Annotated in this window: 20 protein-coding genes; all 20 read right to left on the bottom strand. The window is 40.9% G+C overall.

Annotation, left to right across the window (positions count from 1 at the left end):
* Positions 1-4: 4 nt before the first annotated feature.
* The 20 genes from ACYQ0N_RS03935 to ACYQ0N_RS03840 all read right to left on the bottom strand — a co-directional run bounded on the left by ACYQ0N_RS03935 (position 5) and on the right by ACYQ0N_RS03840 (position 25,090).
* On the bottom strand, positions 5-307 hold the full coding sequence (locus ACYQ0N_RS03935; RefSeq protein ID WP_460161904.1) for a hypothetical protein: 303 nt from the start codon (positions 305-307) through the stop codon (positions 5-7).
* Positions 308-458: 151 nt separating this feature from the next.
* Positions 459-4,601 (bottom strand): SpaA isopeptide-forming pilin-related protein, encoded by a 4,143-nt coding sequence (locus ACYQ0N_RS03930; protein WP_460161903.1) that lies wholly within the window; start codon positions 4,599-4,601, stop codon positions 459-461.
* Positions 4,602-4,788: 187 nt separating this feature from the next.
* Complete coding sequence (locus ACYQ0N_RS03925) at positions 4,789-5,733, bottom strand: ParB/RepB/Spo0J family partition protein (RefSeq protein ID WP_460161902.1); 945 nt, start codon at positions 5,731-5,733, stop codon at positions 4,789-4,791.
* Positions 5,687-6,514: a ParA family protein gene (locus ACYQ0N_RS03920; protein ID WP_460161901.1), complete on the bottom strand. Its 828-nt coding sequence runs from the start codon at positions 6,512-6,514 to the stop codon at positions 5,687-5,689. Before ACYQ0N_RS03920 ends, ACYQ0N_RS03925 begins: the two co-directional genes overlap by 47 nt.
* 176 nt (positions 6,515-6,690) lie before the next feature.
* Positions 6,691-7,032: a hypothetical protein gene (locus tag ACYQ0N_RS03915; protein WP_460161900.1), complete on the bottom strand. Its 342-nt coding sequence runs from the start codon at positions 7,030-7,032 to the stop codon at positions 6,691-6,693.
* Position 7,033: 1 nt separating this feature from the next.
* A complete protein-coding gene (locus ACYQ0N_RS03910; RefSeq protein ID WP_460161899.1) occupies positions 7,034-7,219 on the bottom strand; it encodes a hypothetical protein in 186 nt (61 codons plus the stop codon).
* Positions 7,220-7,334: 115 nt separating this feature from the next.
* Positions 7,335-8,996, bottom strand: a complete 1,662-nt coding sequence (rlmD, locus tag ACYQ0N_RS03905) for a 23S rRNA (uracil(1939)-C(5))-methyltransferase RlmD (RefSeq protein WP_460161898.1) — start codon at positions 8,994-8,996, stop codon at positions 7,335-7,337.
* Positions 8,997-9,006: 10 nt separating this feature from the next.
* Positions 9,007-9,249 carry an acyl carrier protein gene (locus ACYQ0N_RS03900; RefSeq protein ID WP_177532064.1) on the bottom strand — a complete coding sequence of 81 codons (243 nt, stop codon included), beginning with the start codon at positions 9,247-9,249 and terminating at the stop codon, positions 9,007-9,009.
* Positions 9,246-11,039: an HAD-IIIC family phosphatase gene (locus ACYQ0N_RS03895; protein WP_177532140.1), complete on the bottom strand. Its 1,794-nt coding sequence runs from the start codon at positions 11,037-11,039 to the stop codon at positions 9,246-9,248. Before ACYQ0N_RS03895 ends, ACYQ0N_RS03900 begins: the two co-directional genes overlap by 4 nt.
* A gap of 11 nt (positions 11,040-11,050) precedes the next feature.
* Entirely contained in the window at positions 11,051-12,466 is a 1,416-nt protein-coding gene (locus ACYQ0N_RS03890; protein ID WP_460161897.1) for a DHHW family protein, read from the bottom strand.
* Positions 12,467-12,478: 12 nt separating this feature from the next.
* Positions 12,479-13,882, bottom strand: a complete 1,404-nt coding sequence (locus ACYQ0N_RS03885) for an MBOAT family O-acyltransferase (RefSeq protein WP_460161896.1) — start codon at positions 13,880-13,882, stop codon at positions 12,479-12,481.
* Positions 13,883-14,231: 349 nt separating this feature from the next.
* A complete protein-coding gene (locus ACYQ0N_RS03880) occupies positions 14,232-15,209 on the bottom strand; it encodes an SPFH domain-containing protein (RefSeq protein WP_177532067.1) in 978 nt (325 codons plus the stop codon).
* Positions 15,210-15,221: 12 nt separating this feature from the next.
* Positions 15,222-15,677 carry an NfeD family protein gene (locus ACYQ0N_RS03875; protein WP_177532068.1) on the bottom strand — a complete coding sequence of 152 codons (456 nt, stop codon included), beginning with the start codon at positions 15,675-15,677 and terminating at the stop codon, positions 15,222-15,224.
* Between the two features lie 149 nt (positions 15,678-15,826).
* Positions 15,827-17,113, bottom strand: a complete 1,287-nt coding sequence (locus tag ACYQ0N_RS03870) for a protoporphyrinogen/coproporphyrinogen oxidase (protein WP_460161895.1) — start codon at positions 17,111-17,113, stop codon at positions 15,827-15,829.
* A gap of 19 nt (positions 17,114-17,132) precedes the next feature.
* The gene (locus tag ACYQ0N_RS03865) at positions 17,133-18,869 is read right to left on the bottom strand and encodes a thiamine pyrophosphate-binding protein (RefSeq protein ID WP_460161894.1); all 1,737 of its coding nucleotides are present in this window, start codon (positions 18,867-18,869) and stop codon (positions 17,133-17,135) included.
* 14 nt (positions 18,870-18,883) lie between these two features.
* A complete protein-coding gene (locus tag ACYQ0N_RS03860) occupies positions 18,884-20,350 on the bottom strand; it encodes a glycosyltransferase family 2 protein (protein WP_177532071.1) in 1,467 nt (488 codons plus the stop codon).
* 2 nt (positions 20,351-20,352) lie between these two features.
* Positions 20,353-21,489, bottom strand: coding sequence for a class I SAM-dependent methyltransferase (locus tag ACYQ0N_RS03855; RefSeq protein WP_177532072.1), 1,137 nt, complete (start codon positions 21,487-21,489; stop codon positions 20,353-20,355).
* Between the two features lie 23 nt (positions 21,490-21,512).
* A complete protein-coding gene (locus ACYQ0N_RS03850) occupies positions 21,513-22,466 on the bottom strand; it encodes an aldo/keto reductase (RefSeq protein WP_460161893.1) in 954 nt (317 codons plus the stop codon).
* Positions 22,450-24,408, bottom strand: a complete 1,959-nt coding sequence (locus ACYQ0N_RS03845) for an FkbM family methyltransferase (RefSeq protein ID WP_460161892.1) — start codon at positions 24,406-24,408, stop codon at positions 22,450-22,452. The genes ACYQ0N_RS03850 and ACYQ0N_RS03845 overlap by 17 nt, the downstream gene beginning before the upstream one ends.
* A 97-nt stretch (positions 24,409-24,505) precedes the next feature.
* Complete coding sequence (locus ACYQ0N_RS03840) at positions 24,506-25,090, bottom strand: GNAT family N-acetyltransferase (RefSeq protein WP_460161891.1); 585 nt, start codon at positions 25,088-25,090, stop codon at positions 24,506-24,508.
* Positions 25,091-25,093 lie beyond the last annotated feature (3 nt).

The following is a 25,093-nucleotide window of genomic DNA, read 5'->3' as shown; positions in this document are numbered from 1 at the left end:
CCTCTCATTCTTTGGCATACTTGCGGTACGCCTTTTCGCCTGCGGCACGGAGCTTCTCCATACGGGCGTTTCCTCTAAGCTCTGGGAACTGTGCCTGCAGCTTGCGTCTTGTCCTGCCCACGCTCTCAAAGCTCGGCAGACCCAGATATTTATACTGCGACATTACCTCCGCAAAGGGCATTGCACCCGTACCTTTCAGACAGGTATTACACACCTTGAGGTAGAGGGTCATATCGTCATTTCTGGCTTCCTCATCTTTTTGCAGGATGGCTTTTACCTTGCCCTCAATGGTCTTGAGATTTCTCATCGCATACCTCCATATATGGAAAGGGGGCAGCCTTTTTCGACTGCCCCCAGACACTTTACTTATTCTTACGGTTACGGATATTCAGCCAGATTGCTCCGCCTACAATAAATGCCACAAGCACTATGGCAACAATCGTTTTCGCATCCATTCCTTAATCCTCCTTTTTCTTTCTGCTTTTATAACCCATAAAGCCGAGTACGCCTGCACCAATAAGGGATACTGCCGCAAGTCCGCCCCAGAGATACGGGTTAAAGTCATCGCCCGTTTTCGGGGTATCTCTGAACTCATTGTGCATCTGGACAACCGTGGTCGCATCCACCTTGATAGTTGCCTGTTTATCGGCAGGCAGGATATATCCTGCGGAAGCCTTGTCGTTTACTTCGGATACGGTGTATTCGCCAATCCTCAAATCTTCAATGAAGATTTCGCCGTTTTTGTCGGTCTTAAAGGTCTTGTCATAGTCCGTACCTGTCACTCGGAAAGAGAAGCCCTCTAACTTGCCGTCAGAAGATGTCTTTACGATTTTAAGAGAGCCAGTCTGTGCGGCGTTCACAAAGCCTTTGCCTGCTTCATTTTCCACCACATAGGTCTTGCCGTCCTCCTCAATGGATACGGTATAGACCTTTTCATCAAGGACAAAGCCTGTCGGTGCCGTTTTCTCACGGACAAAATATTTGCCGTAACGGAGTTCTTTCATCTGGTAAATGCCGCCGTCAAGCTCCGCCATTTCGCCAAGCAGCTCATCGTCCTTATCAAACTCGCCGTTTTTGTTGGTATCGGCAAATACCTCAAAGACAGCACCAGAGAGCTTGTTGTCTGGATAATCCTTATCCACCTTTGTCAGCTCAATATTGCCCTGAATGAAGTAGTTGATAAGCTCGATTTCAACAACCTCGTCCACCTTGCCGATTGTTACGGCAATTTCTTCTTCGGAGAGTACAAAGCCTTTCGGACTTTCGATTTCACGGATTATCCAAGTTCCATACGGCACTTTTACAAAAGAAAAACTACCGTCATCTTTTGATGTGGTAGTCTCGATAGCATTTTCTTTTGTAAATTCCTCTGTGCCTGCCTTAAAGATATCGATAACCGCACCGCCTAACGCCTTGCCGTCCTCATCTGATTTCTTACCGCTGACAGAGCCGTAAATGATGTTGTTCTCAATGGCTTCGCCGTCATTTGCTGTGATGTGGACAGTTGCGGTGTCCTGTCCTTGATATTCAAAGGTTACAGGGTATTTCTGGTCGCTGATGATATATGCGGAGTTGGTGGAGATTTCTTTCACATAGTAGCTGCCAAACGGCAAATCGGTTGCCGCCTTGCCATAGCCGTTCTCGTCAAAGGAGATAATCTCAATCAGACCATCAGCAGGGAGTACCGTACCGTCTGTGGCGGTCAAGTCCTCTGCGGCATACAAGCCAAAGGTTACATCAAAGATTTCCCCGTTGCTGCCGACACCGTAATCTTTATCCACATCAAGGCTCTTAGTAAGGTCGATTTCTACACGCTGTCTTTCGTTATAGAAGCTCGTTGCCGTTTCGGTCACAGCCACATCCTGCCCTGCATAGACAAGCTCAACATTGTGGATTTCCTCATTCAGCACCATACCGTAAGGAGCTTCGATTTCCCTGACCGCATATTTTCCAAGATGCAGCTCCTTTGATTTTGCCGTACCGTCTGCACCTGTGGTAACGGTATCCACGACCTCGCCTTTTTCTGCTCGGAGTGTTCCGTCCAGAGTGTAAATATCCTCGGCTGCGGTAATCTCATAAACTGCACCCTCCAAACCGCCGACTGCGTAAACAGGCTGATACAGACCGTTATTTTCTGATACGGAGCTGAACATCTCGCCAGATTTGGAAACGGTAATCGTGCCTTTCTGTGCCAGATTAGAGCGTACCACCTCAATGACGGTAATGCCGCTTTCTTCGGTGGAATCGGATTGTTCCACATCAAAATAGACAGGCTCGGAATCTAAGACATAGCCATACGGGGCTTGCACCTCTACAAGAGAATAACCCTTGCCGTATTCCAAAGTCTGGGGCGTGATGAGATAACCGTCCGCTGTGGTATAGAAAGTGTCAATCGTCGTTACTTCGGGGTAAGTGAATGTCATTGTGATGAGGTTTCCATTCGGGTCATAAAGCTGAAAGCCTGCACCTGCATACGGAATGGTATTGCCTGTTTCCGCATCTTTCTTGACAATCTTGATATAGCTTTCAAAGTTGGCGTTGTTGATTAAGAAACGGTAGGTCTGACCGTCGGCACTGATAAACACATCAAAGTCCTTCATCAGCTCACGCCCCTCCCAACCAGAAATCTGGTGGACGGTGTAAATACCGTAAGGCATATCTTTTGTCTGGGCAAAGCCGTTCTCATCGCAAGTGAGGGCATCACGCTCGGTTTCCTTTGCGTTCTCATAGCTGCCTGCCGATTTCAGATAGACCTCAAAGGTCGCCCCGACTTCGGGCGTTTCAATCTGGGTTTCGCCGTCATCGGTGTGTTTGATAATGGCGATATTACCCTTGATAACCTGCTCATTCACATCATTGTCGGTAGAGTTATATTCCACGGTATAAAGCTCTGGCTCTGCACCGACCTTGTGGATGGTCGGGTCGAGCAGATAACCCTCGGACGGACTGATTTCTCGGATAGTCCAGTCATCACCGCAGACATAATACTCTGTGGTAAACTGCCCGTTGTTGTCTGTGGTGTAGGTGTCAATGAGTTCTTCTCCCTTGTAAATGCCGTACACCGCACCTGCAAGAGAAGCGTCGCCCTGCGGTGTGCCTGTTTCTGCATCCGTTTTTGTCACGGTCACATTGAACTTTTTGAGTACATTGACAAAAGTGCGGCTCGTTACCTTTTCCCATTCAATCGGTGCTGTCTGGGAAGCAGGAACGACATAGCGTACTGCGGTATCGACTTCCTCCACCACATACGGCGTATCTCCGCTGATAAGGACATTCGGGAATTTCGCCACGCCTTTTTCATTGGTCACGGCGTATTCGTCAACAGGCAATCCGCTTAACGATGTGCCGTAAAGGTGGAACTTCACGCCCTCCACCAGTTTATCCTCGGGGTTCTTGATAATCTCCAGAGAGCCACGCTTCAAGGTGTTATTGAAGTTTACGGTGGTGGTCTTTCCGCCGATAAGGGTCACGGTCTGGCTTTCCTGCGGCTCATAGCGGTCAATGGACTGCTCCGTGATGGTATAGGTGGCAGGGAATAAACCCTCTACGCTGATATTTCCATCCTTATCCGTTGTCACGGTTTTGTTGAAGTTATCGCCCTTGATATTGAACTGAATGCCGCCGACAACGCCGTCCTCGGAAGTCTTTTTGAGAGCAATCGTACCTGTCGGCGTTTCCACATTGAGATATGCTGCCACGGTATCGGCGTTTTCCACGCCTGTGACTACATCCTGCAAGTTCGGGTCGCCGTAAGCAATCATCTTGGCACTTTCACTCACAGTCGGCACGCCGTTTCGCTTTGCCGTAATGCGGACAGAGCCAGAAACGGCAACGGCAGAGCTGATAGTCAGCTTGTTGCCAGACTTTGATACCGATACATTTCCGTCAGAGCTTGAAAAGCTGTAATCGGAAAGCACACCGTTCTTGTCCGTCAGCGTAATGCTGTATTTTCCGTCTTTGTAGGCAAGCTCTTTGGTAATATCATTTTTACCGCCCGACATAAAGCTCGGAATGGTGTTATGCTCACTCATCAGCGAAACAATCTGGTCATAGGCTGCCTTTGCTCCGCTGTTGGGATAGTTTGAGCCGAAATGCAGGCTGTACGCCTTTGTGCTGTTCTGCTGATAGGAGCCTGTGGCTTCACGGCAGCCTGTTACAAACTCCCATACAAGGGTCTGTGTCGCAAGCCACTTTTCATCATCACTGCCCGACAGATGACTGCGGTTACCCTGATACCCGTAGAGCAGGGCAAGCCCTACCGCCTTTTTCTGGTTTGCAGAAAGGGCGTTCCAAGTGTCTGAGGAAGCCTTTTTCAAGGTGTTTCCCGTTTTCAGCGGTACGCCCGGCTGAATACAGAATCCCACATCGCCGTCCACAAACATACGGTACTTGTAATTGCCTGCACCGCCTGCGGTATAACCGTCAAAGACAGCACTTGAATTGTATCTCATCGCATTGCCGCTGCTGTCATAGGTGTGGGTAAAAGAAATCGTGCCTATATCGCCCGCAGCAAACGCCGTTGTCGCAGGCAGGACGGACAATGCCGTGACCGCAGCCATAAGAGCAGCCGCAGCCTTTTTGAATAATCTATGAAATTTCATCGTTTACCTCCTGTTATTGTTGAGTTGAATTTTCCTTACCAACCGAAAAAAGCCGCCTGTTGGCAGCTCATATATTTTCTTTTTTCGGATAGTTACTGGTAGTAGTTAGGGGGAGAGGTGTGGAGAGGGGGAAGCCGAAAATATGGCTATCCACCGCAAACAGGCAGACCTCGCCCTCGGTGTGTGGCTATCGTTCACGGTCTTTGCTCCGCTGCAAATGGCGGTTATAAAACTCCAACGCTTTCACAACAAAGTCCGATTCCTGTCCTCTGGGAACAGACTTGGGGATGAGCTTGGTTATCCGTTCATCACGGAAGGCAGGCTTCTCCCTCTGGTTTGGTTTTTCCTCCTCCATAATGGACTGGATAACCTCGTCCGTGAGCTTATCATCCTGCATAAACTTCTTCATTTTAATAGCCTGTGCAAGTGACGGGGTAGCATCGCTGTACTCCATAGCTTGAAGCAGAGTGTATTGCTGTTCTTCGGGCAGATAAGAGATTTCCACCGCAGGACGAAAAGCAATCTGCCTGTCATCAACCATTTGCAGGATTTCGGGAACAAGCTCGGTAAGGCGGATATAGCGGTAAATTTGAGGTTGACTGTCACCGCTTTTTTCACTTATTTTTTGTGCTGATGTTGTTCCTTTCAACTTATTATCCATTGGAGAATAAGTTAAATCGTTACGCTGTCCTTGTCTGTTCATCGCTTCAAGCCGCATTTTATAGGCAAAGGCTTTCTCACTTGGAAGAATGGTTGACCTCTGCAAGTTGCTCTCCACCATTACGATAATGGCTTCATCACGGGTCAATTCTTTGACCTCGCATTTCAGCGTTTCCAGACCTGCAAGCTCACACGCCTTTTTTCTCCTGTGTCCGCTGATAAGCTCATACCGTCCGTCCTCTTTGAGCCGAACAGTAGCAGGGGTCATTACACCATTTCGTTTAATACTATCGACAAGCTGCTCCATATCCTCGTCTATGAACACCTTAAACGGGTGGTCTGGAAACTCGTCAATTTCTGAAATGGGAATATCCCTTATCTTGCTGAGCTTCGCTTCTTCACGGCTCTGGTCTGTTTCAAACAGGTCATCGTAAGCGGTCAGCTCGATTTTTGTTTCTTTGCTTCTCGCCAATGTCTGCCACCTCCTTTCCAAACTGCTCATAGGCTGCGGCTACCTTTCCGCTTTTGTCATAAGCGAAAATGCTTTTTCCCTCTGCCGTGGCTTCAACCGCACGGATAGAAAACGGTATCTGCGTATCAAATATCCTGATGTTACGACCATAGGCGTTTTTCACGGTTGAGATTACTGTCTGCGTAATTCTCGTCCGTGGCATTACCATTGTCATTAAGATACCGTCAATCCGAAGATTGGGATTGATTTGCCGCTTGACCCTTGATACGGAGCGTAGCAACTGTTCCAGACCTTTGATAGAAAAGTAGTGGGGCTGATTGGGGATAACCACGCTGTCTGCCGCCGCCAATGCGTTAATCGTCAGCATACCAAGAGCAGGCATACAATCAATCAGCACATAGTCATAATTCTTTTTGACCTCACTGATACAGGTTTTCAAAACGCTGTCACGATTTTTTGCATCAATCAAAGTTGTTTCGATACCTGCCAATTCCACGCAGGACGGGAGCAAATCAACGCCCTCATCAGTACGCAGGATACTCTTTGGAACATCAACAGATTTTCCGTCTATAACATTCTGCATAAGGTCAGACAAGGTAATCGGAAGATTATCCGTCTTGGTATATCCCAATGCCATTATGAGGTTAGCCTGTGCGTCCGCATCGACAAGCAGAACTTTTTTTCCCTGCTGTGCCAAGCTCACGCCCAGATTTACCGCCGTTGTGGTCTTGCCGACACCGCCTTTCTGATTGGTCAGAGCAATTACTTTGCAATTTGACATTTGTGCGTCCTCCTTTCGCATAAATTTAGCCGCTTTGTCAAGGCGGCTATGTAAAACGCTGTACTAAACCACACACTTTTGGATACATCAATGGTGTGGTTTACTACAAACTGTTCTTCAGAACGCCAAAAGCCGACTGGCTGTTATACCAATCGGCTATGTAATGTTCGTTTCTCTTATTCAGTTTTTAAGTTGACACACAAGACTTTTTGCACCTGTTCCATATCCCATCTGTTGGGAAAGAGAGCTACCAATATGCGTATCGCATCATACAGTCCTGCGATATATGAGAAATCGGCATACTCTAAGTTCTGGCTATCCCTGCAATCTAATAATACATCACAGACTTCTCGTTGTTCTTTTGTTAAGTCAAGCTCCAAATAGCGTTCCTCTGCCAAACCACTTAAATCTTTTTCTTTTTGATACTCTACACTTTGCTGTACCATTTGATAGATAGTTTCTTCTTTCAAAGTTTCAACCGCTATCTTTACAAGCCTTGTAAATTCTCTGTCATACATCTTAACCTCCCGTTGTGACTATTTTCAGTTTCTTCACGGGAGCATTTATGACTTTGAAGATAAGCTCGTCAACACAGTCCGTATATCTGCCTTGCTGTATGAGTTGATTTTTAAGCTCCACAAGGCTCTGTAACAAGGTTGTCTTTTGGTGGCTATCCAAATATATGTGATATGTTTGCTCTCTCATAAACAGCACCTCCGTTTCTGGCTTCATTATATATAAAAGCCCAAAACTGTTCAAAGGTGCAAATTTGAGCGAAAAAAATAAACGTACCACTATTTCTAATGATACGCTTATCCATTTAGATTACCTCAAAATGCTTCAAAGCATCTTTGATTGCTTCCACTTTCTCCGCTGTCGGATGTTTTCTCGGCTGTTTCAATTCCTCTACCGCATTGGGAGCATCATACATCGGTAAGCCTAAATCTCTCTTAACCTCTGCAATATATGCAGTATGTACTTTGAAGCCATATTTTGCTTCTATGTACTCTTTTATCATTTTGTAGGTGACTCGCTCTTTTGGCTTATAGGCTTCTGCCCTTTCGGAGATTGCCTTTAAAGGAACTTTGCCCTCACCCTCGCCGAACTCAACTTTTACGTTGATATGACTGTCGGGCTTTTTGTGGGAAAGCAGTACTACCGTCTCCACATGCGCAGTTCTGGGAAAGAGGTCGACAGCCTTGACTTTTTTAACATCGAAACCGTTTTCAGAAAAGTAAGAGCAGTCTCTTGCGGCAGTTGATGGATTACATGAAATCATTATAATTTTTTGAGACTTCATTTTAATAACTGAATCCAAAGTGAGCTTATCGCAGCCTTTTCGCGGCGGATCCAATACAATAACGTCCGGCGCCTCATCTATTTCAGCAAAATATTCAGCCGCCTTTCCTGAATCCGAGCATATGAATTCCGCGTTCTTAACTCCGCTGTTTTCTGCATTTTCCCTTGCGTTATCAACCGCCTGAGGTATTATTTCAACTCCGATCAATCTGCTGACCTTATCTGCCATCGAAAGTCCAATGGTTCCTGCACCGCAGTATAAATCAAGCAGTTTCTCATTTCCATTCAGTTCTGCAAATTCTTCTGCAATTCTATAAAGCTTTTCAGCCTGCGGTGAATTAATCTGATAAAAAGTCTCCGGTGAAATACTTATTACATTCCCGCACATAATATCAGTTATTTTTCCGCTGCCCTTAAGTATTATTGTTTCCTTTCCAAGTATTACATTTGTATTATCCGGATTTATATTTAAAGCCACCGTTTTTATAAGACTATATCTTTCGGTCAGCTTACCGCAAAGCTCGTCAAAATTATAATTTTTCGTTGCAACCAAACATACCATTATTTCTCCGGTTGCCGGAGCCTTTCTAAGATAAATATGTCTTAATATACCTTTATGCGTTTTTTCACTGTATGAGCTTACGCCATGATTAAAGCAGTAATTAACTATATATTCCGCAATACTGCAAAACTCGTCAGGCAAAAGCCTGCATTTGCTTCCCCCGATTATTCTGTGACTTCTTTTAGCGTAAAACCCGCATATTATTTTTCCATCATCCGTTTCTGATACGGGATACTGAGCCTTATTGCGGTATCCATCAGGATTTTCACAGCCAAGTATAGGCATAAATTCACAATCTATTTTTCCGATCCTTGTAAATGCGTCATATACAAACTTTTCTTTTATTTTAAGCTCTGCGTCATAGCTTATATGACGGAATGAACAGCCTCCGCATTTCGGGAAATGCGGACAATCGGGTTTTATTCTATCAGCAGACGGATTTATAATACGATTTACTATTCCATATGCATAATTTTTTAAAACCTTTACAATCCTTGCCTCGATTACATCTCCCACTGCCGTTTCGGGAATAAAAACCGCCATTCCATTATATCTGCCGACGCCGTTTCCCTCTGTTGTAATATCCGTTATTTCAATATCTATAATTTCATTTTTTTGCATAATATAAAAATTATTTTCCTCTCTCTGAAATAATTGCCGCCATTTCTCCTACATTTTTCATTCCGGATACCTCTTTCATTTTAAACCGCATGGAAAATTCCTGTTCCACAGCTTCAATAAGATTAATATGCTCTAAGCTGTCCCAGTCTTCAATATCTTCAGATGTAGTATTTTCGTTTACATTTATTTTTTTATCGTCGAAAACGTCCCTGAAAACCTCGTTAAGTCTTTTCCAAAGCTCTTCCTTATTCATTTTGTCTCTTCCCTTTCCTTTACTAAAATAACGTTATTTTTGTTCTTATATACGGATATATCAAGCAGCCACTTGCTGTCCCCTTTTTCATTTTCATATAATTCAATAAACCCAAACTGTTTGTAAAGTCCGCTGACCATAGAATTTTTCTTTGTTTTATAATAATACCCATATATATTTTTTATATTTTTCTCCCTGCATTTCTCCACAAGAGAGTCAAGCATCGCATATTCCATATCTCTTTTAAGCACCCGGCAGCTCATAAGCCATAAATCAATATGCAGATCCCCGCCTTCTATTTTCCCGATAATTACGGAAACCACTCCGTTATCGCCAAACTTATCTTCCAATCTGCCGTATAAATGTATATATCCTCTGTTCCTTGAAATTTCTTCAATTTCATTTTGAGTATACCGTTTCGTAGTAAGATTAAATTGATTACTTTTATTTGTGAGCTGAGTTATTCTTGGCAGATAAACGGCTGAAAACGGTTCTATTTCCGCTGTCATATTCAAACTTAAAAGATAATCGCGATAGCTTTCAAACCTTGCCGCAAACCGCGTTCTCTCAGCATTTGCCTTATACATCTCATTCCTTGAGATATCGTCCTTTGAAATAGACGTAGGCTCAAAAAAACCGTTTCTGTCAAAAATCCTGATGTAATCCTCCGGAGAAGATATTTCAGGCGCACTGATATTAAGCTGCGACCTTACTATTTCTCTTTCGGCAGGATTGTCATCCGCAAATACAAAGCTTTCAGGAAGTATTCCTATTTCCTCGGCCGACGCCGCTATATTCTCACTTTTAGGTTCCCAGTTCGCCTTTATTGAAATAAAGTCAGACGGCTTTAATAATCCGTCAGGATGATTCAATCCGTCAAGCGCATTTTCCTCATCGTTCTTAGAACATACTGTAAGAAGCACTCCAAGCCGGCTTTGCTCCTTAACGTATTTCTGGAATGCAAGAAAAGCTTCCCCGATTGGAGTTTCATTGCCCAATTCTATTCCTTCAGCCGTATCTTCTCCGATCACTCCGCCCCATAATGTATTATCAAGATCCAGAGCCAAGGCTTTCTTATTTTTTCCGAAAACAGATTTTATTATATTTGCAAGGTTAAACGCAAATTCAGGTATTGCCTGAGGACACATAGCGTATTTATACATATACCAATACTTAGGATCCGACCATTCCTTAAGTCCGTATTGAGCCGAAATATAATTTATATCGTTTATATAAAAATTATCATGGATCAATGCGTATTCATTAAACCTCATATTAAGACGGCTAATAAAATTAACTCGTCCGTGATAATCCCATGCGTCGCGGTTTCCCAGAGTTCTGAAAAGCGGCAGTTCAAAATTATTCTGTATAACCGGACAGTCATAAATTTCATTCAGACGATCCCACATTGCTTCAAAGCGTCCGTACTGCTTTTCAAGAGCAGCGTCAATAAATTCCTTATTCAAATTCAAATCAAAAGTATAGTCGGTAATATTTCTGGAGGTAGTATGAATAAAAATAATATCCGGAGAAAACGCGCTAAGCTCGCTGTTTCCAAACATGGCGTCTTCCCAGTATTTATTGTATTCCGACTGATAAAACTCTGCCTCGATTCCGTTTTCAAGTAAAAACAAATCAAGCACGGCTATAATATCGTCGGTTGTCGATCCTCCTAAAACGGCTATTTTCTTTTTGATTCTCTCACAATTCGCAGACAAAAGCGATTTTTTTATTTTCTTTCTGTTTTTCTTTATAAATCCGCTGTCAAACGGATAAAGAAGCTCCTTCATATCATTTTTCCTCACTGTGTCCTGATTTGTTCTATACATTCAAAATTACTTCCGGTCGCGCTAAAGGTATTCATTGCAAAAAGAAGATCAGTTATCCCCCATTCCTTAAACTGAGAAACCGCATTCACTTCAAAATATCTCATATCAACTACATATATATCCTCAAAGGAACCGGTAAGACACGGCACTAAAGCATTGCCGTAGCTATCCTTGACTATAGCGAGCTTTCTGCCGTTTCCAACATCGGTATGAATATGAGCGACAGCCTCGTCAGTGCCCATAAATACAAGATACCAGCTTACAGGATCAACATTATCAATATTTATAAGAAGATTCCCCTCCCTTTCATTAGACATATCAGTATCATAATATGTCGTGGAATAATTATTCATAGGCTTGTAGTAAGAGAACGTTTCAGGATTGTTCTTTAAATCAGCGTCGCCGGTATATCCATAAAGAGTTCCTACATACCCTTCCTTTTCAATATGCTCGTAGCTGCTGAGCTTTGCAAACGGGACGTCGGCCTGTTCCGCAAATTCCATAGCTGCATAATAAGCGCCAAGCTGAGACCAGTGATGGTCGGTTCTCTGATAAATATCTTCGCTTTTATGCTCCATCAGGACGCCATACGCGTCAATCGGGATAACTCCGTCAAGGTACTCGTTTATATTATCAATATTATCCTTTTCACTCGCAGTTAGATCCTCATATTTTTTAGGAAGATAATACGAAACAGGCGTCGGACAAACCATTGAATAAACATTTATCCCTAAATCCCGCTTAAATTTATTTACATATTCAGCATAGGTTTTTCCATTTGAATAGCTTCCTCCGAACAGCATTATTCCGCGGTTTTTATAGACCAGAATATTGTTGCTTATCTCTCCCTCGATATCCGGATCATCAAGAGGATCGGGTTCCTGTGTAGTCGTGGCAACAGTTGTCTGCCGCGCTTGCGTCGGCTGAGTCAAAGCAGACGTATATTCAGCGCTCTCCCCGGTTTCGGCCGGTCTTGTAACTGCCGCATTTTCATTATCCGGACGGCTGTCCTGTTTTACAGGAGTTCCGTGTATCTTTACATCCTGAGACTGTATACCGAATAAATCTCTAATCGAAGCGGTTAAATTTTTAAATGTTTCACGTCCCGGAACCGTATCGTTATAATAATTTTCGACCTCCGAGGTATATTTTCCTGAAAAATAATCTGCAAAAGAAAAATTGGGCCACTTTGCAAGCGTCCTGTTTTCTATTTCAGAAACCTCGGGACGTTTTAAAACTATAAGACAAACCGCAATAACCATAAAAGTAAGCGCGCATACTATAACGTTAATTCTCTTTAAAAGCTTGACCGTATAGCGCTTTTTTACCCTTTTTCGTTTTTTCCGGCGAAGATCTATATCTATATTAAAATCGTCTCTATTATTCATATTAGCCTCCCTTTAAAATCTGAAATATAAAAACGGATTATTAGTCGCGTCCACAAGCATTATACTGCTAACCAGTATAAGCGATAAATTGACCGCGATCTTTGAAACGCTGACTGCATATGCCGCGACCGCAGATTTTCTCGCCGCTTTTTCTATAAGCTTTGCAATAGGGAAAGAACATAATAAAGCCGCTATAATCAAATAGAGATTATTGGTGAAAGCAAGCTTTGTAAATTCGTCAATAAAGCCGTTTCCGTTTAAACCTACAAGATTTTTAAAGAAGCTACCGAGCCTGCCTAAATCTTCAAAATAAAATATACCGAATCCTATTATAATAACTATTTTATTATATATATGTCTTACAACTATCGGAATTTTTTTCATTTTCTTTTTGCCTATTATCTGTTCAATAAAAATAAACAGCCCGAAATAAATACCCCAGATAACAAAGTTCCAGCTTGCGCCGTGCCATAATCCCGTACAAAACCATACAAGAAACAGACCTCCGTATTTTCTTCTCTTGCCGAAAATCGGAACGTATAGAAGATAATCGCGGAAAAACGTACTTAAAGAAATATGCCATCTCTGCCAGAATTCTGAAACATCCTTGCATATAAATGGATAATTGAAATTTTCATCAAAGTGAAAACCGAAAATTCTTCCTAAACCAATAGCAATATCAGAATAACCGGAAAAATCAAAATATATCTGAAGAGCATATAGAGCCGCTCCCAACCATGTTCCAACAACTGAAATATTCTTAAGTTCGCCGTCAAACAGCGAAGTTACGACAGCGCTGAGACTATTGGCGATTATAACCTTTTTTCCAAGTCCTACAGCTATTCGTGAAATACCGCTGTATAAATCGTCAAGTGTAGTTTTTCTTGAACTAATCTCGCTTTCAATCGTACTATACCTGACTATGGGACCTGCAACAAGCTGAGGAAACAAAGAAACATACATCAGAAATTTTGAATAGCTTTTCTGAACCTCAACCTTTTCCCAGTAACAGTCAATTATATAAGATATCATCTGAAACGTAAAAAAGCTTATACCTATAGGAAGCTTTATATCCGGAACATTTAAATTCAGCCCCGCAACAGCGTTAATATTTTCAACTATAAAACCGCTGTATTTAAATATCCCCAAAACTGCTACGTCAAAAATCACAGCGGAAGTAACCGCTATTTTTGAGCCTGTCCTCCCCTTGTAACGGTCTATAACCAATCCGAACAGAAAGTTGACGGCAGCGCTTATTATAAGCAAAAAAACGCAAAGCGGCTCGCCCCAGGCATAAAAAATAAGTGAAAATGCAAGCAAGACCATATTTCTGTAATAAATGCGCTTTGTCGCGGCATAACAGATAACACAAAGAGGCAGAAAGAAATAGAGAAAGAAAAGACTTGAAAATACCATTTTGTCAGCTCCAATACATATTTTTTTCTTTTGTTCATTTATCTTTTGTTTAAATTTTTATATAATTAAATTTTACAGATAATTTTTGCCGTTTTTAACAATTATGCACATATAAAAGTATGAAAATTAACAAAAATATTGCTTATTTCAACATAATTTATTTGAAATTTAGGTCAAATTAACTATAAAATTCAACTATAATAACATTATACAACATAAATATCGTCCTTGCAATACCGCTTAAAAATTTTCGCAAAATATACAATTTTCGATTATATATTACAGAAAAAGGAGTGACATTTGCCACTCCTTAAAAATATCATATTATTTTTTGTTTAACTTTCACAAATTATTGATTATCCGTTTTCTCAGCGTTCTCATCGCTGATAATTCCTTTCAAGCCTGCGGCAAGACCGGCAATGCTCTGAATTTCACTTGGAATGATGATTTTTGTAGCTCTTCCGTTCGCAACGTTCGGAAACGCCTCGATAGCCTTGAATTTAAGCACCGTTTCAGTCGGAGCAGCCTGATTAAGTCTTTCAAGCGACTCAGCCTTTGCGTTCTGAACATTTTTGACAGCAAGCGCGTCGCCCTCTGATTCAAGTATTTTCTTCTGCTTAATTGCTTCTGCACGAAGGAGCATCGCTTCTTTTTCAGCCTCGGCTTTTAAAATCTCCGCCTCCTTAGCTGCCTCGGCACGCAGGATCTGCGATTCCTTATCGCCCTCGGCCACAAGAATCTTGGATTTTTTCTCACCCTCGGCAAGAAGAATCTTTTCACGGCTCTCACGTTCCGCTTTCATCTGCTTTTCCATCGAATCTTGTATTTCTCTTGGGGGAAGTATATTTTTAAGCTCTACACGGCTCACCTTAATACCCCAGCGGTCGGTAGCCTCATCAAGAATAGCCGTTATCTGCTTATTTATTCTGTCCCTTGAGGTAAGAGTTTCATCAAGCTCCATATCTCCGATAATATTACGAAGAGTTGTGGCGGTAAGATTTTCAATTGCAGATATCGGACGTTCAACGCCGTAGGCATACTGCTTTGCGTCTGTAACCTGAAAAAATACTACCGTATCTATCTGCATAGAAACGTTATCCTTCGTTATAACCGACTGAGGCTTGAAGTCAACAATCTGATCCTTTATAGAAACCTTTTTTGCAACTCTGTCAAGGAACGGAACGAGAAAATGAGGTCCCGTACTCCATTCAGAGTAAAACGTGCCGAGACGTTCAACAATATAAACCTGAGCCTGCGGTACAATTTTGATTCGTGTTATCAAAATTATAATAATAAATATTATAATTCCGAAAATGATATAGCCCATAATTTCCTCCCATTATTTAGTTATTTTTATTTTATCCTCATAAAGGGTAACATATAATTTAGTCCCCTTTATATTATCAATTTTAACAATGCTTTCCGCCGGTATTACAGAGCCGTCTGAAGAAACGGCCTTCCAATCAACACCGTTGAGTCTTGCCCGTCCTGCGTCAACTTTATTATTTATCTCTTCGATTACAACAGCCGTTTTTCCAATATCCAGTTCAACATTTGTCGGCTGAACCTTAGGCACTGTAAATTTCTTAAGAAGAGGTCTTGTAACGGTAAGTAAAACTATGGAAACCACGACAAAAACAAACATCTGCAAACCCATTCCGAATCCGCATAGGGCAATAATAAACGAAGCCAGCGCTCCGGCGGCAAACCATATTGAAACAAGCTGCATTGAAGCAAGCTCCGCTATCACCATTACTGCAAAAACTACTCCCCATACAATAAGGTGTACGAACATAACTTTCTCCCTTCACTATGTTTATCAAATAAACTTATGATCAGCGACTGTATCCGACAAAAATTTATAATTTCAGACGCTGATTTCTTTATTATTGTATCACAAATCAGATTATATTACAATATCTTTTAAACAAAAATATTTTGCCATTAAAATTTTATTTTTTCAGCAGCTTTTTTTCCGCTGATAATACTCTGTCCCGTCCAAAGATAATCCCATTCCCCAAAGCGTCCCGCATATATAATATCCAAGCTATCAAGAAAATCATGTATTATTCTTCTTGCGCTGTAAATTTCTCCGGTAAACATTATATTAGCGTACTTTTCAGTTCTTATATCTGTAAAAACAATATCCTTTTCTTTAAAAAGTCCCATTTTTATCATGTCGGAAACCGTTTTTTCTTTTATCTCATTTAAGGATACCTTAAGGGGATTATATTTTGAATAATATATCTCCGCCTGCATAGCTGAGCGCCCGGAAGGCACATTATTCTGAGATTTTATATCCGGACAATAAATCCTTGCCGGCAAAATATCTTCATCATAAATATAAAACCATAGGGACGGTGAATTGTGAGGCTTATCAAGTCCCACCGACACCATTGCTCCGGAAGTATAATCAAGCCTTTCAGCTGCGTTAATAATATTTTCCGGAACCCGCACATCGGCAATTGATTTTACAAGAATCTCTAACGGCACGGTTGATATAAGCTTTTTATATCCTACCTCCTCTCCATCGCTGAAAACGGCGCAGGAATCCTTAATAAAAAGCCTCGCAAGCTCCTTTAACGGTTTATAGCCGGCGTCTCTGCAAAACGACTCCATAAAGCTGCCATAACCGCCGTTTAAGGGATAATGCATTTCCTTACTGTAATGAACGTTGGGCGTATTCTCAGTCATTGCTCCCCGCAGAACCTCATCAATTGAAGGCATATACATTCTGCCCTCAACCCATTTGGTCTCAAGCGACTTCGGCTCAACAGTCCAATATTTACGCGTATATTTTGCAGGGTAATTATCTGCAAAATAATTCCCGTATTGCTTTCTGAGCCATTCGTCATAATTTTTCGGCTCAAAATCCTCTCTGTCTATAAAACCCTTAATAATTCTGATTCTCTCTTCAACGTCAAGTCCTATAAGGTTATTCTGAACGGGATTTCTTATCCAAACGCCTCGACTGTAATTATATGCCTCCGGTTTATGAATAATAAATTCCGTTTTCCCTTCAAGCATAGAAGTAACGTAAGGATCCTTGCTGAAATTTACGTGTGCGAACGTATCGAAAGTATATCCCTTTATTTTAAAGCTCCGGCAAAGACCGCCGGCATGGCTGTTCTTATCATAAACGGCAGCTCTTACGCCGCTTTTATTCAGCGTATACCCCGCGGATAATCCCGCCGGGCCTCCGCCTATCACTAAAACATCATATTTTTTCATAATCGGGAATATTCCTTTTTTACTTTTCGAGAAACGGCCAAAGGTCGTCAAATTCTGCCGCTTTAAGCGATCCGTCCGGCATCACTCTGGAGGCTATCCTCGGAGCGATAGTACCGAACTCCTCAACCATTACCTCGCATACAACGGGACCGTCATATCCGAATACTTCGTTAAGCTTCTCGTCTATTTCGTCATTCGAGCGTATCTTTACAGCCTTTAGACCGTAAGCTTCTGCAACCCTGCAAAAATCCGGCGTCTGTAAGCCGCTGTCAGGACCTACTCCGAGAAACCGATCATTCATATAGTTATGCTGATTATGACGTATCAGCATATAACCGTTATTATTATAAACAAAAAGCTTAAGCGGAAGCTTATAATATTTCATCGTCGCAAAATCTTGAATATTCATCTGAGTACTTCCGTCGCCGGAAAGCGCAATAACCTTGTCGGAAACGGTCGATAATCCTATTGCGCCTGCCCAGAATCCCATGCAAGAAAGCCCTCCCGATATAATATATCTCTGATTTTCCTTGAGCTTCCATGTCTGCGATACTATATTGCAAACGCTTCCGGTGTCTACCACTACATTAACGCCCTCGGGAGTATGCTCCGATAATTTCTCCGTAAAATAATAGCTGTTAATAATATTCGAATCACGATATTCCTGAAGTACGACAGGATACTTTCCGCGCAGCTCCTTACAGCGATCAACCCACCTTTTTCTTGCGTCAGCATTATAGGAGGAATCCGCTCTGTCCGACAGATTATCAATAAAATCAGACAAATCACAATTATAATTCTCATCAACCGGAACGTCTCTCTTGTCAATTTCCTTCCGGTCTATATCTGCCATTACCTTATAGGCGTTTTTTCCGAAACGGTCAGGATAATATCCGATTGTTGATACTGAAAGTCTGCTGCCCAGAATAAGCATAAAATCACACTCCTGAATGGCAAAATGCGACGCTCTGTCTCCATAGCTTCCAGGTCTGCCTACAAACAACGGGTTATCTGTCGTAATAACGTCTATTCCTCCCCTGGACGTCACAACAGGAATATTCTGCTTATCACAAAATTCCAGCAGCTTTCCCGCACTGCCGGACGCTCTCACACCAAAACCCGCGAGAACAAGCGGCTTTTCAGATTTCGCCAGTCTTTCCAACGCTTCGGATGAAATTTCCGCGTCAGTCTTTTTATCCTCCGGAATATCAAATCCCTTCATCTGTTCAGGCGCCTGTCTGTTCTGCACATCAATCGGTACGTCCAGCCATACCGGTCCTCTTCTGCCCTCCATTGCCGAATAATATGCCTTTTCCATATGGAATCTTATGCTATCAGGCGACATTACGGCCGCAAAATATTTAGTGATAGAAGATACCATCGGTTCAAGATCCAAGCTTTGAGTACCCTTCTGTCTTATTCCCGTATCCATCTGATATTGCAGTATTTTTGAATTAGCCTGACCTGAAATAACAAACATAGGAGACGAATCCAAATACGCTTCCGCTACTCCGGTTATAGCGTTTGTTGCGCCAGGACCTATAGTTACAAGACATACCCCCGGAACATCGCCGACACGTCCACAGCAATCCGCGGACATGGCTGCCGCCTGCTCATGATGGCAGCAATAAGCGTTCAGTCTGTCATTTCTTTTGAGTGCGTCCGTCAGCCACATAGCCGAGCTACCGGATACCATAAATACATTTTTTACTCCTTTTTTTTCAAGAAAATCAAATATATATTCTGATACAGTCATTTTTTCCTCCATCATCAATTCGCAGTTATCCAATAATCTTCAGTCATAATATTCTGATAAACAGAATCCTTATCTCCGTTGATGTTCATACTTATTACAAGTCCTGCAATGGTCTCTTTAAGTTTCTTATCGGCAGGAAGCGAGGTAGTATGAATATCCGCATTTGTACATCCGTATTCTGAAAGCTTATCAAGAAAATCACTGTAGTTTACCGCCTTTATTTCAATCGGCTGACTTCCGATATTAACGTTTAACATAGAAAGAAAGCTTCTTGCATCGTTTGCGTTTCTTACACAGAATATTATATATCCGCTGCCGCTGAGCTTTGATATAAGATTTTTAAGAAACCCAAACGGGTTATTATATGAATTCAGCGGACGTCCTACAATTATAAAATCAAATTTATTATTCTCACTTGAAATCAGCGTTTCAGGATTACCGCATATAACCTCGTCGGCAATACTGATATTATCCGCATAATATTTAATATCAGAAGTATAAACTTTTGAATATAAAACATCCGCGCCATAGCTTCGGCAGTAATTTTTCATTTCCAGAACAGGAGTACCGCATTTTACATCAACGGCCAATATACTTTTACCGTTTTTATTCGTTATATCTATATTTTCAAAGGTAAAATTAATATAATTACCGGTATCCTCCCATGCGTCTACCCCAAAATATTTTTCTCTGAAAAATTCTCTGGAGCGTTGACTTATAGCTAATCGTTCAGGAGGCAAAGCTTCCTGATTATGATCATGATGAACAAAGGTATCTCGGCAGAGAATCAGTTTATATCCGGCTCGGCGTACTCTGAACGTAAAATCGTCGTCTCCGAAATCATGCATAAAACCTGCGTCGTATAGTCCTACCGTATCAAATACTTCTCTTCTGTATAACGCGGCTGTAGGAATAAGTCTTATTTTTTCCTCCCATTTAGCAGGGTTACTTTTGTTAAACAAGGCTGCTTTCATCTGCATTTCTTCCGAATTATTAAAGCCGCCCAGATTTTCCTGCTGATAATTGCTTACGTTAGTAGAAGCGGGACATATCATGCCGATATTATCGTCGCTTTCGGCGCAGGTAAGCAGGTTATCGAGCCAACCCTCGGTTACTATAATATCGTTATTAACAACCGCTATATATTTAGTATTAAGTCTGCGCAGAACATTATTGATTGCATAAACGCCTGTAATATTTTTGGTGATACGAATTATCTGTTTTTTGCGGCGCTCCACGCTTTCAAAAAAATCTATTAATTCATTATCAGCAGTACCGTTATCCATTAAGACCAAATCATATTCTCCGCGGGTATATTCAAGTATGCTTTTAACGCAGTTTCGCGTCTTTTCAAGCCGACCATATGCCTGAACAACAATAGACACTCCGTTATTTTCTTCTCCGCATATATAAGCTCTCGCCTTTTTATAGTGAAGCTCCGGCAAAGGCTTTTCAAGGTTATCAGAATTTATAATTATCATTTTCATCTCCGTTCGGTTAAAAGAGTGTATCTGCCGTCTTTCAAATAAGCAATATTTCCGCTATAATCAAGCTCTAAAAGCTCTGTAATTATATCCTCGTAATATTCAGACGATGTTATTAAAATAAGCTCGCATTCATTTAACGCTTCCCTTGACGGCCGCTCCACCGAGCGATTCATTCCCGGTATATACTTTCCGTTCAGGAAAATATTATTATCAAATAAATGCCTTATCCTACTTTCATCGTCATTTATCATATTTAATATGTTTCTGGCTCTTACTCCGATGCCGAAAACGCCTATCCTATTATAGCCATTAATAAGGTCGCTTAGAAGTCTATTATCAGCCTTTTTCTTTGCCGAGAATAAACCGCAGGGCAAAGATTTTTTAAGCCATACGGTTAAATGAAAACCGTTTCCGAAACCTTCCTCCAGATTTAAAATCTCAAAGCCAGAACTGTAAGCCAGTTGAGTCAAGCTTTGCGGAGTAAAATAATTTATATGCTCAGGAAATATATCACTGTATGAAGCAGTATCAAAAATTTTCTGTCCGTTAGGAACATTTAAAAGCATAATTCCATTATCGTTTAAATTATCATACGCAGAATCCATAAATTCTCTTAAATTTTCAATATGCTCTAAAACCATCAAGCAAGTTATACCGTCAAATTTCCGGTCAAATACGGTACTATTTCCAAAATACCCGTTTAAAACATTAAATCCACGGTTTTCAGCCGCCTTACATAAACGTCCGGACGGCTCTATTCCAATACAGTAATTATACATTTCCGATAATATTGAAAGCATATCGCCCGCCGCACAGCCTATATCAAGCACGCTGTCATTATCATCGGATAATTTTCGCATTCTTTCAAAACAATTATGATAATAGCCCATAAGCTTTTCAGGATAACCTGAATCCTCACCCGGTTCAGGCTTATAAATTATATTATAATTACTGTAATAGGATTCATTCAAAAATGATTCAGTCTGTATATGACCGCAGCCGGGGCACCTATATATTTTTATATCAGCTTTAATTTTTTCTACAGGCTTATTATAAAAGCCTGTAACGTCAGTAATATTACTCCATATCGTATCATATAAGCCGGCTTCCGAGCCGCATACTCTGCATATCATAGCTATTCCTTCCCGTTAAATTTCTACAAGCTGTCAATATAGCTTATAACGTCCTTTTCCAGTTCATAATCGCAGTTATCAAGGATATCAATAAGCTGTTCGATATTAGAGCAGCTTACAAGAGCGGTTCCTTCAAGAGCATTTGATGTAATATATCCGCTGACAACCGCCGTAGGCGAAACATTTCTCTTCCCGCAGTATTCTCTGATATAATCAAGCCTTTTCAAATTGCTTTCGGTGACAATACGCCGCTTTAAAAACTCGTCTATATTTTCCAGACCTTTCGTTATTGCTTTCTGAAAAAAGCCCTTGCATTGAGAAGTATATGCCATTGCGAACATTCCGCTTCCTGACATATAGGAATATAATTCACTGTCCATATGCGTAGTGTTGGGATCGTCCCACATCTCATACTTATATTCCGCTAATGACCACCACGTCTGAACGGTACGAAAAGGCTCCATTCCATGCTCGACCGCATAGGCGTTCGCCCTTTTAATTCTTTCCGTACTCCAATTTGACGCGCCGATTATTCCTACCCTGCCCTTTTCTTTTAAATACTGCATAGTCTCAATAATTTCCTCTGCCGGTCTGTCCGGTTCGTCACGATGGAGAAGATATATATCTATATAATCTGTCCTTAACGCCTCAAGGCTTTCACAAAGCTCCTGACAAAGATTTTCTTTAGAAAGATTTATAAACCAGTTCTTACCCTCGTTTCTTACTCCGCATTTTGTAGACAAGCAGATCTTATTTCGATTCCCTCTGGAATCCAGCCATTTTCCTAAACATTCCTCGCTTTTACCTCTGCCGTTTTCAACCCATTCATAATAATTTCTTGCAGTATCTATAAGCGTGCCTCCGTTTTCATAAAAGCAGTCAAGCATATCAAAGGAAAGAGCCTCTGAGACCCTTGTCCCGAATCTGCCTGTTCCAAGACCTATTTTAGATATTTTTGTATCATTTATATATTTCATTGTTAATCAGTCTCTCCTTAGGTACGGCATATAAAACCGTTTCATTCAGATTCATATAGCTTCTCAAAAAAAAGCTGTGATCAGGTAAAATTTCCTTTATTTTCAGCGGAAGCCTCCATAAATCATCAGGCTTATGATATACTGCCGCTGCAATCAAAGGCTTATACTTTTTAATAGTTTCAATCGCTCCGTTAATCAGCTTTTCTTCAAATCCCTCTACATCTATTTTAATAAACGTCGGCTTAATATTATACTTTCCGCATATATTGTCAAGCGTATCCGCATAAACCTCAAAGCCTTCCTTGCCTATCAGTGAGTTTTCGTTCAAGTAATTTTTCATTCTCAGGATCTCAGGCTTATCAGATAAGGCACATTTTATAACGTTTACGCGGCAATCGGCTGCCTCGTTCATTTTTTCTATTCTTCTGTAATTTTCGGGATCAGGCTCAATAGCTATATATTTTTCATAATTCCCGCTGCTGTTTTCAGTAAAATATCTTAATATGTCTCCTCGGAATGCTCCGCAGTCTATAAATACCTCGTCCGATATTTTCTTATAAATGTCATAGGCAAAATATTGTTCTTCTATAGGAAATGAATTTATGAATGAATCATATTTACCACAGGCAAATTCAATAATATTTTCATATGTTTCTACTGATAAATCATCGCGAAAATTGTTTTTCACCAAATTAAGCTTATCCGCATTGTTTTCTCTCCATTTATCCGGTAAATTGAAAATAAGAGGCTGATTTTTAAACAACTCGCATATATCTGATATTTCATAAATACATCTGACATCAATATATCCTAAATCATTCAGATATTTTCTTATACCCGGATAAAATTTCCTGTTTAGCATACAAACTATAACAATACATTCGGAATTTCTGCATTTATAAGGCTCCGAGATATTTATATTATTAAACTGCATTCCATGCTTATTTCTGTCAGAATCAAAAAAAACAGAGGGCTTGATTCCGTTTTCTAAAAGCATATCAGAAAATACCAAACCGCAGAAACCTGCTCCGTAAATAATGATTTCGCTTTTCTGTAATTGACTGTATTTAAGATCTGAAATCATTTTTTTAATACCTTCACTAAAAGTATACCTGCATTTCCAGCCGGTAGTTCTTCTGAATTTATCTGAATCAAACGAAAAGTCGGACTGAGAGCATTCTCCGAAAATTAGGCGGCTTTTATTTCCGGCAATATTGTTCGCAATCCTCAGATAATCCCGAAAAAGCAAATTCTGACCGGAGCCGACGTTATAGACGCCTTCAGCCTGCTTTTCAATAGCGGCTATCACCGCGCAGGCCGCGTCGTCAGCGCAAATGAAATCATAGTGTTGATTTCCGTCGGAATAAAATTTTATATCTTCTCCCTTTATCATTTTATACAGCGAGTTCTGAAGCATCTGTCTTTTAGCCGGAAACGCACCGAAAACACTGTGAAATCTAAGCTCTGTCAGAATAACGCCATTTGCAGATTTTTTCAGACTCTCATATAAATAAAGCTTAGCTCTGCCATAGGAGGAAAGTGTGTTATTATCCGTTACATAATCCTCTCCGACATTACCGTAAGCTCTGCCGTATTCCGCCTGACTTCCTATAAGTATGATCTGATCAATACGGCATTTTTCCATTATATTTTTTACCTGATTGCCAAGTGCGACGGCGCAAGACATATTTATATCTTCATTATTTCTTTCTTCCGCTCCGCTGCCGGCCCACGCTGAAACGATAACCGCTTTATAGAAAGAAACGAGCTTGCCTGACCGACCAATGTCGCTGCCGAATATATCCCATTCAATAAAATTAATATTCTTATTATCAGTTTTTTTTCGCCCTGCGGCGTCAATACAATAGCCCATATTCAGAAGATTTTTACACAGGCATGTGCCAATCAGACCTGAAGAGCCCAACAGCAATATATTATTCATAATTAAACCAATCGTTCATAATAAATTCACCGCTTAAAATAAATTTTTCTATATATATGATTCCACAAAGCCTTACAACCTGCCGCATAAAAAGAAATCATATATTTTCAATAAAGTGATTTTTATATTTATTCCAATACTCCTTATACACAAATTCGTAATTATTATCAAAATTTAATTGATACATTCTGAAAGTAACCAAAAAATTTTTAGGCTGCCATAATTCTTCATAAGAATACATATAATTCATTCCCAACGCCTTCATTACATTACCGCTTCGAATATTATCAATATCATGCGTTGCAGTGATATATGACATACCGTCTTTTTTTACCTGTTCAACGACTGCGCTGCACGCTTCCCTTACAATGCCTTTATGCCAAAGATTTTTCAGTAATCCATAACCAAGATCGTGGCCGACTTCTGTACTTATATTAACATAACCAACAGGAATATTATCTTCCTTTAGGCAAACAGCATATCTGTAACCGCAAGGCTGTAAATAAGCCTTAGCGTATCTTTCATCATAAAAATCCTTTGTTTCTTCAATTGATTTTAACGGAAACCATGGCAAAAACGTATTAACTTCAATATCGCTGAAAATTTTAAACAAAGCATTCAAATCGTTTTCCGTAAATTTCCTCAATATCAAACGATCCGTTTCAAGTCTAGGTGTATTCATTAA

Source organism: Ruminococcus sporogenes, from assembly GCF_054655175.1.
Note: the sequence above shows the minus strand (reverse complement) of the source record. Positions and strands in the feature narration are given on the sequence as shown.

What these genes read in the sequence shown, in the direction of transcription:
- ACYQ0N_RS03840 (WP_460161891.1), bottom strand. Translation starts at nt 25,090, where the DNA reads ATGAATACACCTAGACTTGAAACGGATCGTTTGATATTGAGGAAATTT.
- ACYQ0N_RS03880 (WP_177532067.1), bottom strand. Translation starts at nt 15,209, where the DNA reads ATGGGCTATATCATTTTCGGAATTATAATATTTATTATTATAATTTTG.
- ACYQ0N_RS03845 (WP_460161892.1), bottom strand. Translation starts at nt 24,408, where the DNA reads ATGAATAATATATTGCTGTTGGGCTCTTCAGGTCTGATTGGCACATGC.
- ACYQ0N_RS03875 (WP_177532068.1), bottom strand. Translation starts at nt 15,677, where the DNA reads ATGTTCGTACACCTTATTGTATGGGGAGTAGTTTTTGCAGTAATGGTG.
- ACYQ0N_RS03915 (WP_460161900.1), bottom strand. Translation starts at nt 7,032, where the DNA reads ATGTATGACAGAGAATTTACAAGGCTTGTAAAGATAGCGGTTGAAACT.
- rlmD (WP_460161898.1), bottom strand. Translation starts at nt 8,996, where the DNA reads ATGCAAAAAAATGAAATTATAGATATTGAAATAACGGATATTACAACA.
- ACYQ0N_RS03900 (WP_177532064.1), bottom strand. Translation starts at nt 9,249, where the DNA reads ATGAATAAGGAAGAGCTTTGGAAAAGACTTAACGAGGTTTTCAGGGAC.
- ACYQ0N_RS03920 (WP_460161901.1), bottom strand. Translation starts at nt 6,514, where the DNA reads ATGTCAAATTGCAAAGTAATTGCTCTGACCAATCAGAAAGGCGGTGTC.
- ACYQ0N_RS03870 (WP_460161895.1), bottom strand. Translation starts at nt 17,113, where the DNA reads ATGAAAAAATATGATGTTTTAGTGATAGGCGGAGGCCCGGCGGGATTA.
- ACYQ0N_RS03855 (WP_177532072.1), bottom strand. Translation starts at nt 21,489, where the DNA reads ATGATATGCAGAGTATGCGGCTCGGAAGCCGGCTTATATGATACGATA.
- ACYQ0N_RS03935 (WP_460161904.1), bottom strand. Translation starts at nt 307, where the DNA reads ATGAGAAATCTCAAGACCATTGAGGGCAAGGTAAAAGCCATCCTGCAA.
- ACYQ0N_RS03910 (WP_460161899.1), bottom strand. Translation starts at nt 7,219, where the DNA reads ATGAGAGAGCAAACATATCACATATATTTGGATAGCCACCAAAAGACA.
- ACYQ0N_RS03930 (WP_460161903.1), bottom strand. Translation starts at nt 4,601, where the DNA reads ATGAAATTTCATAGATTATTCAAAAAGGCTGCGGCTGCTCTTATGGCT.
- ACYQ0N_RS03850 (WP_460161893.1), bottom strand. Translation starts at nt 22,466, where the DNA reads ATGAAATATATAAATGATACAAAAATATCTAAAATAGGTCTTGGAACA.
- ACYQ0N_RS03890 (WP_460161897.1), bottom strand. Translation starts at nt 12,466, where the DNA reads ATGAATAATAGAGACGATTTTAATATAGATATAGATCTTCGCCGGAAA.
- ACYQ0N_RS03860 (WP_177532071.1), bottom strand. Translation starts at nt 20,350, where the DNA reads ATGATAATTATAAATTCTGATAACCTTGAAAAGCCTTTGCCGGAGCTT.
- ACYQ0N_RS03895 (WP_177532140.1), bottom strand. Translation starts at nt 11,039, where the DNA reads ATGAAGGAGCTTCTTTATCCGTTTGACAGCGGATTTATAAAGAAAAAC.
- ACYQ0N_RS03885 (WP_460161896.1), bottom strand. Translation starts at nt 13,882, where the DNA reads ATGGTATTTTCAAGTCTTTTCTTTCTCTATTTCTTTCTGCCTCTTTGT.
- ACYQ0N_RS03865 (WP_460161894.1), bottom strand. Translation starts at nt 18,869, where the DNA reads ATGACTGTATCAGAATATATATTTGATTTTCTTGAAAAAAAAGGAGTA.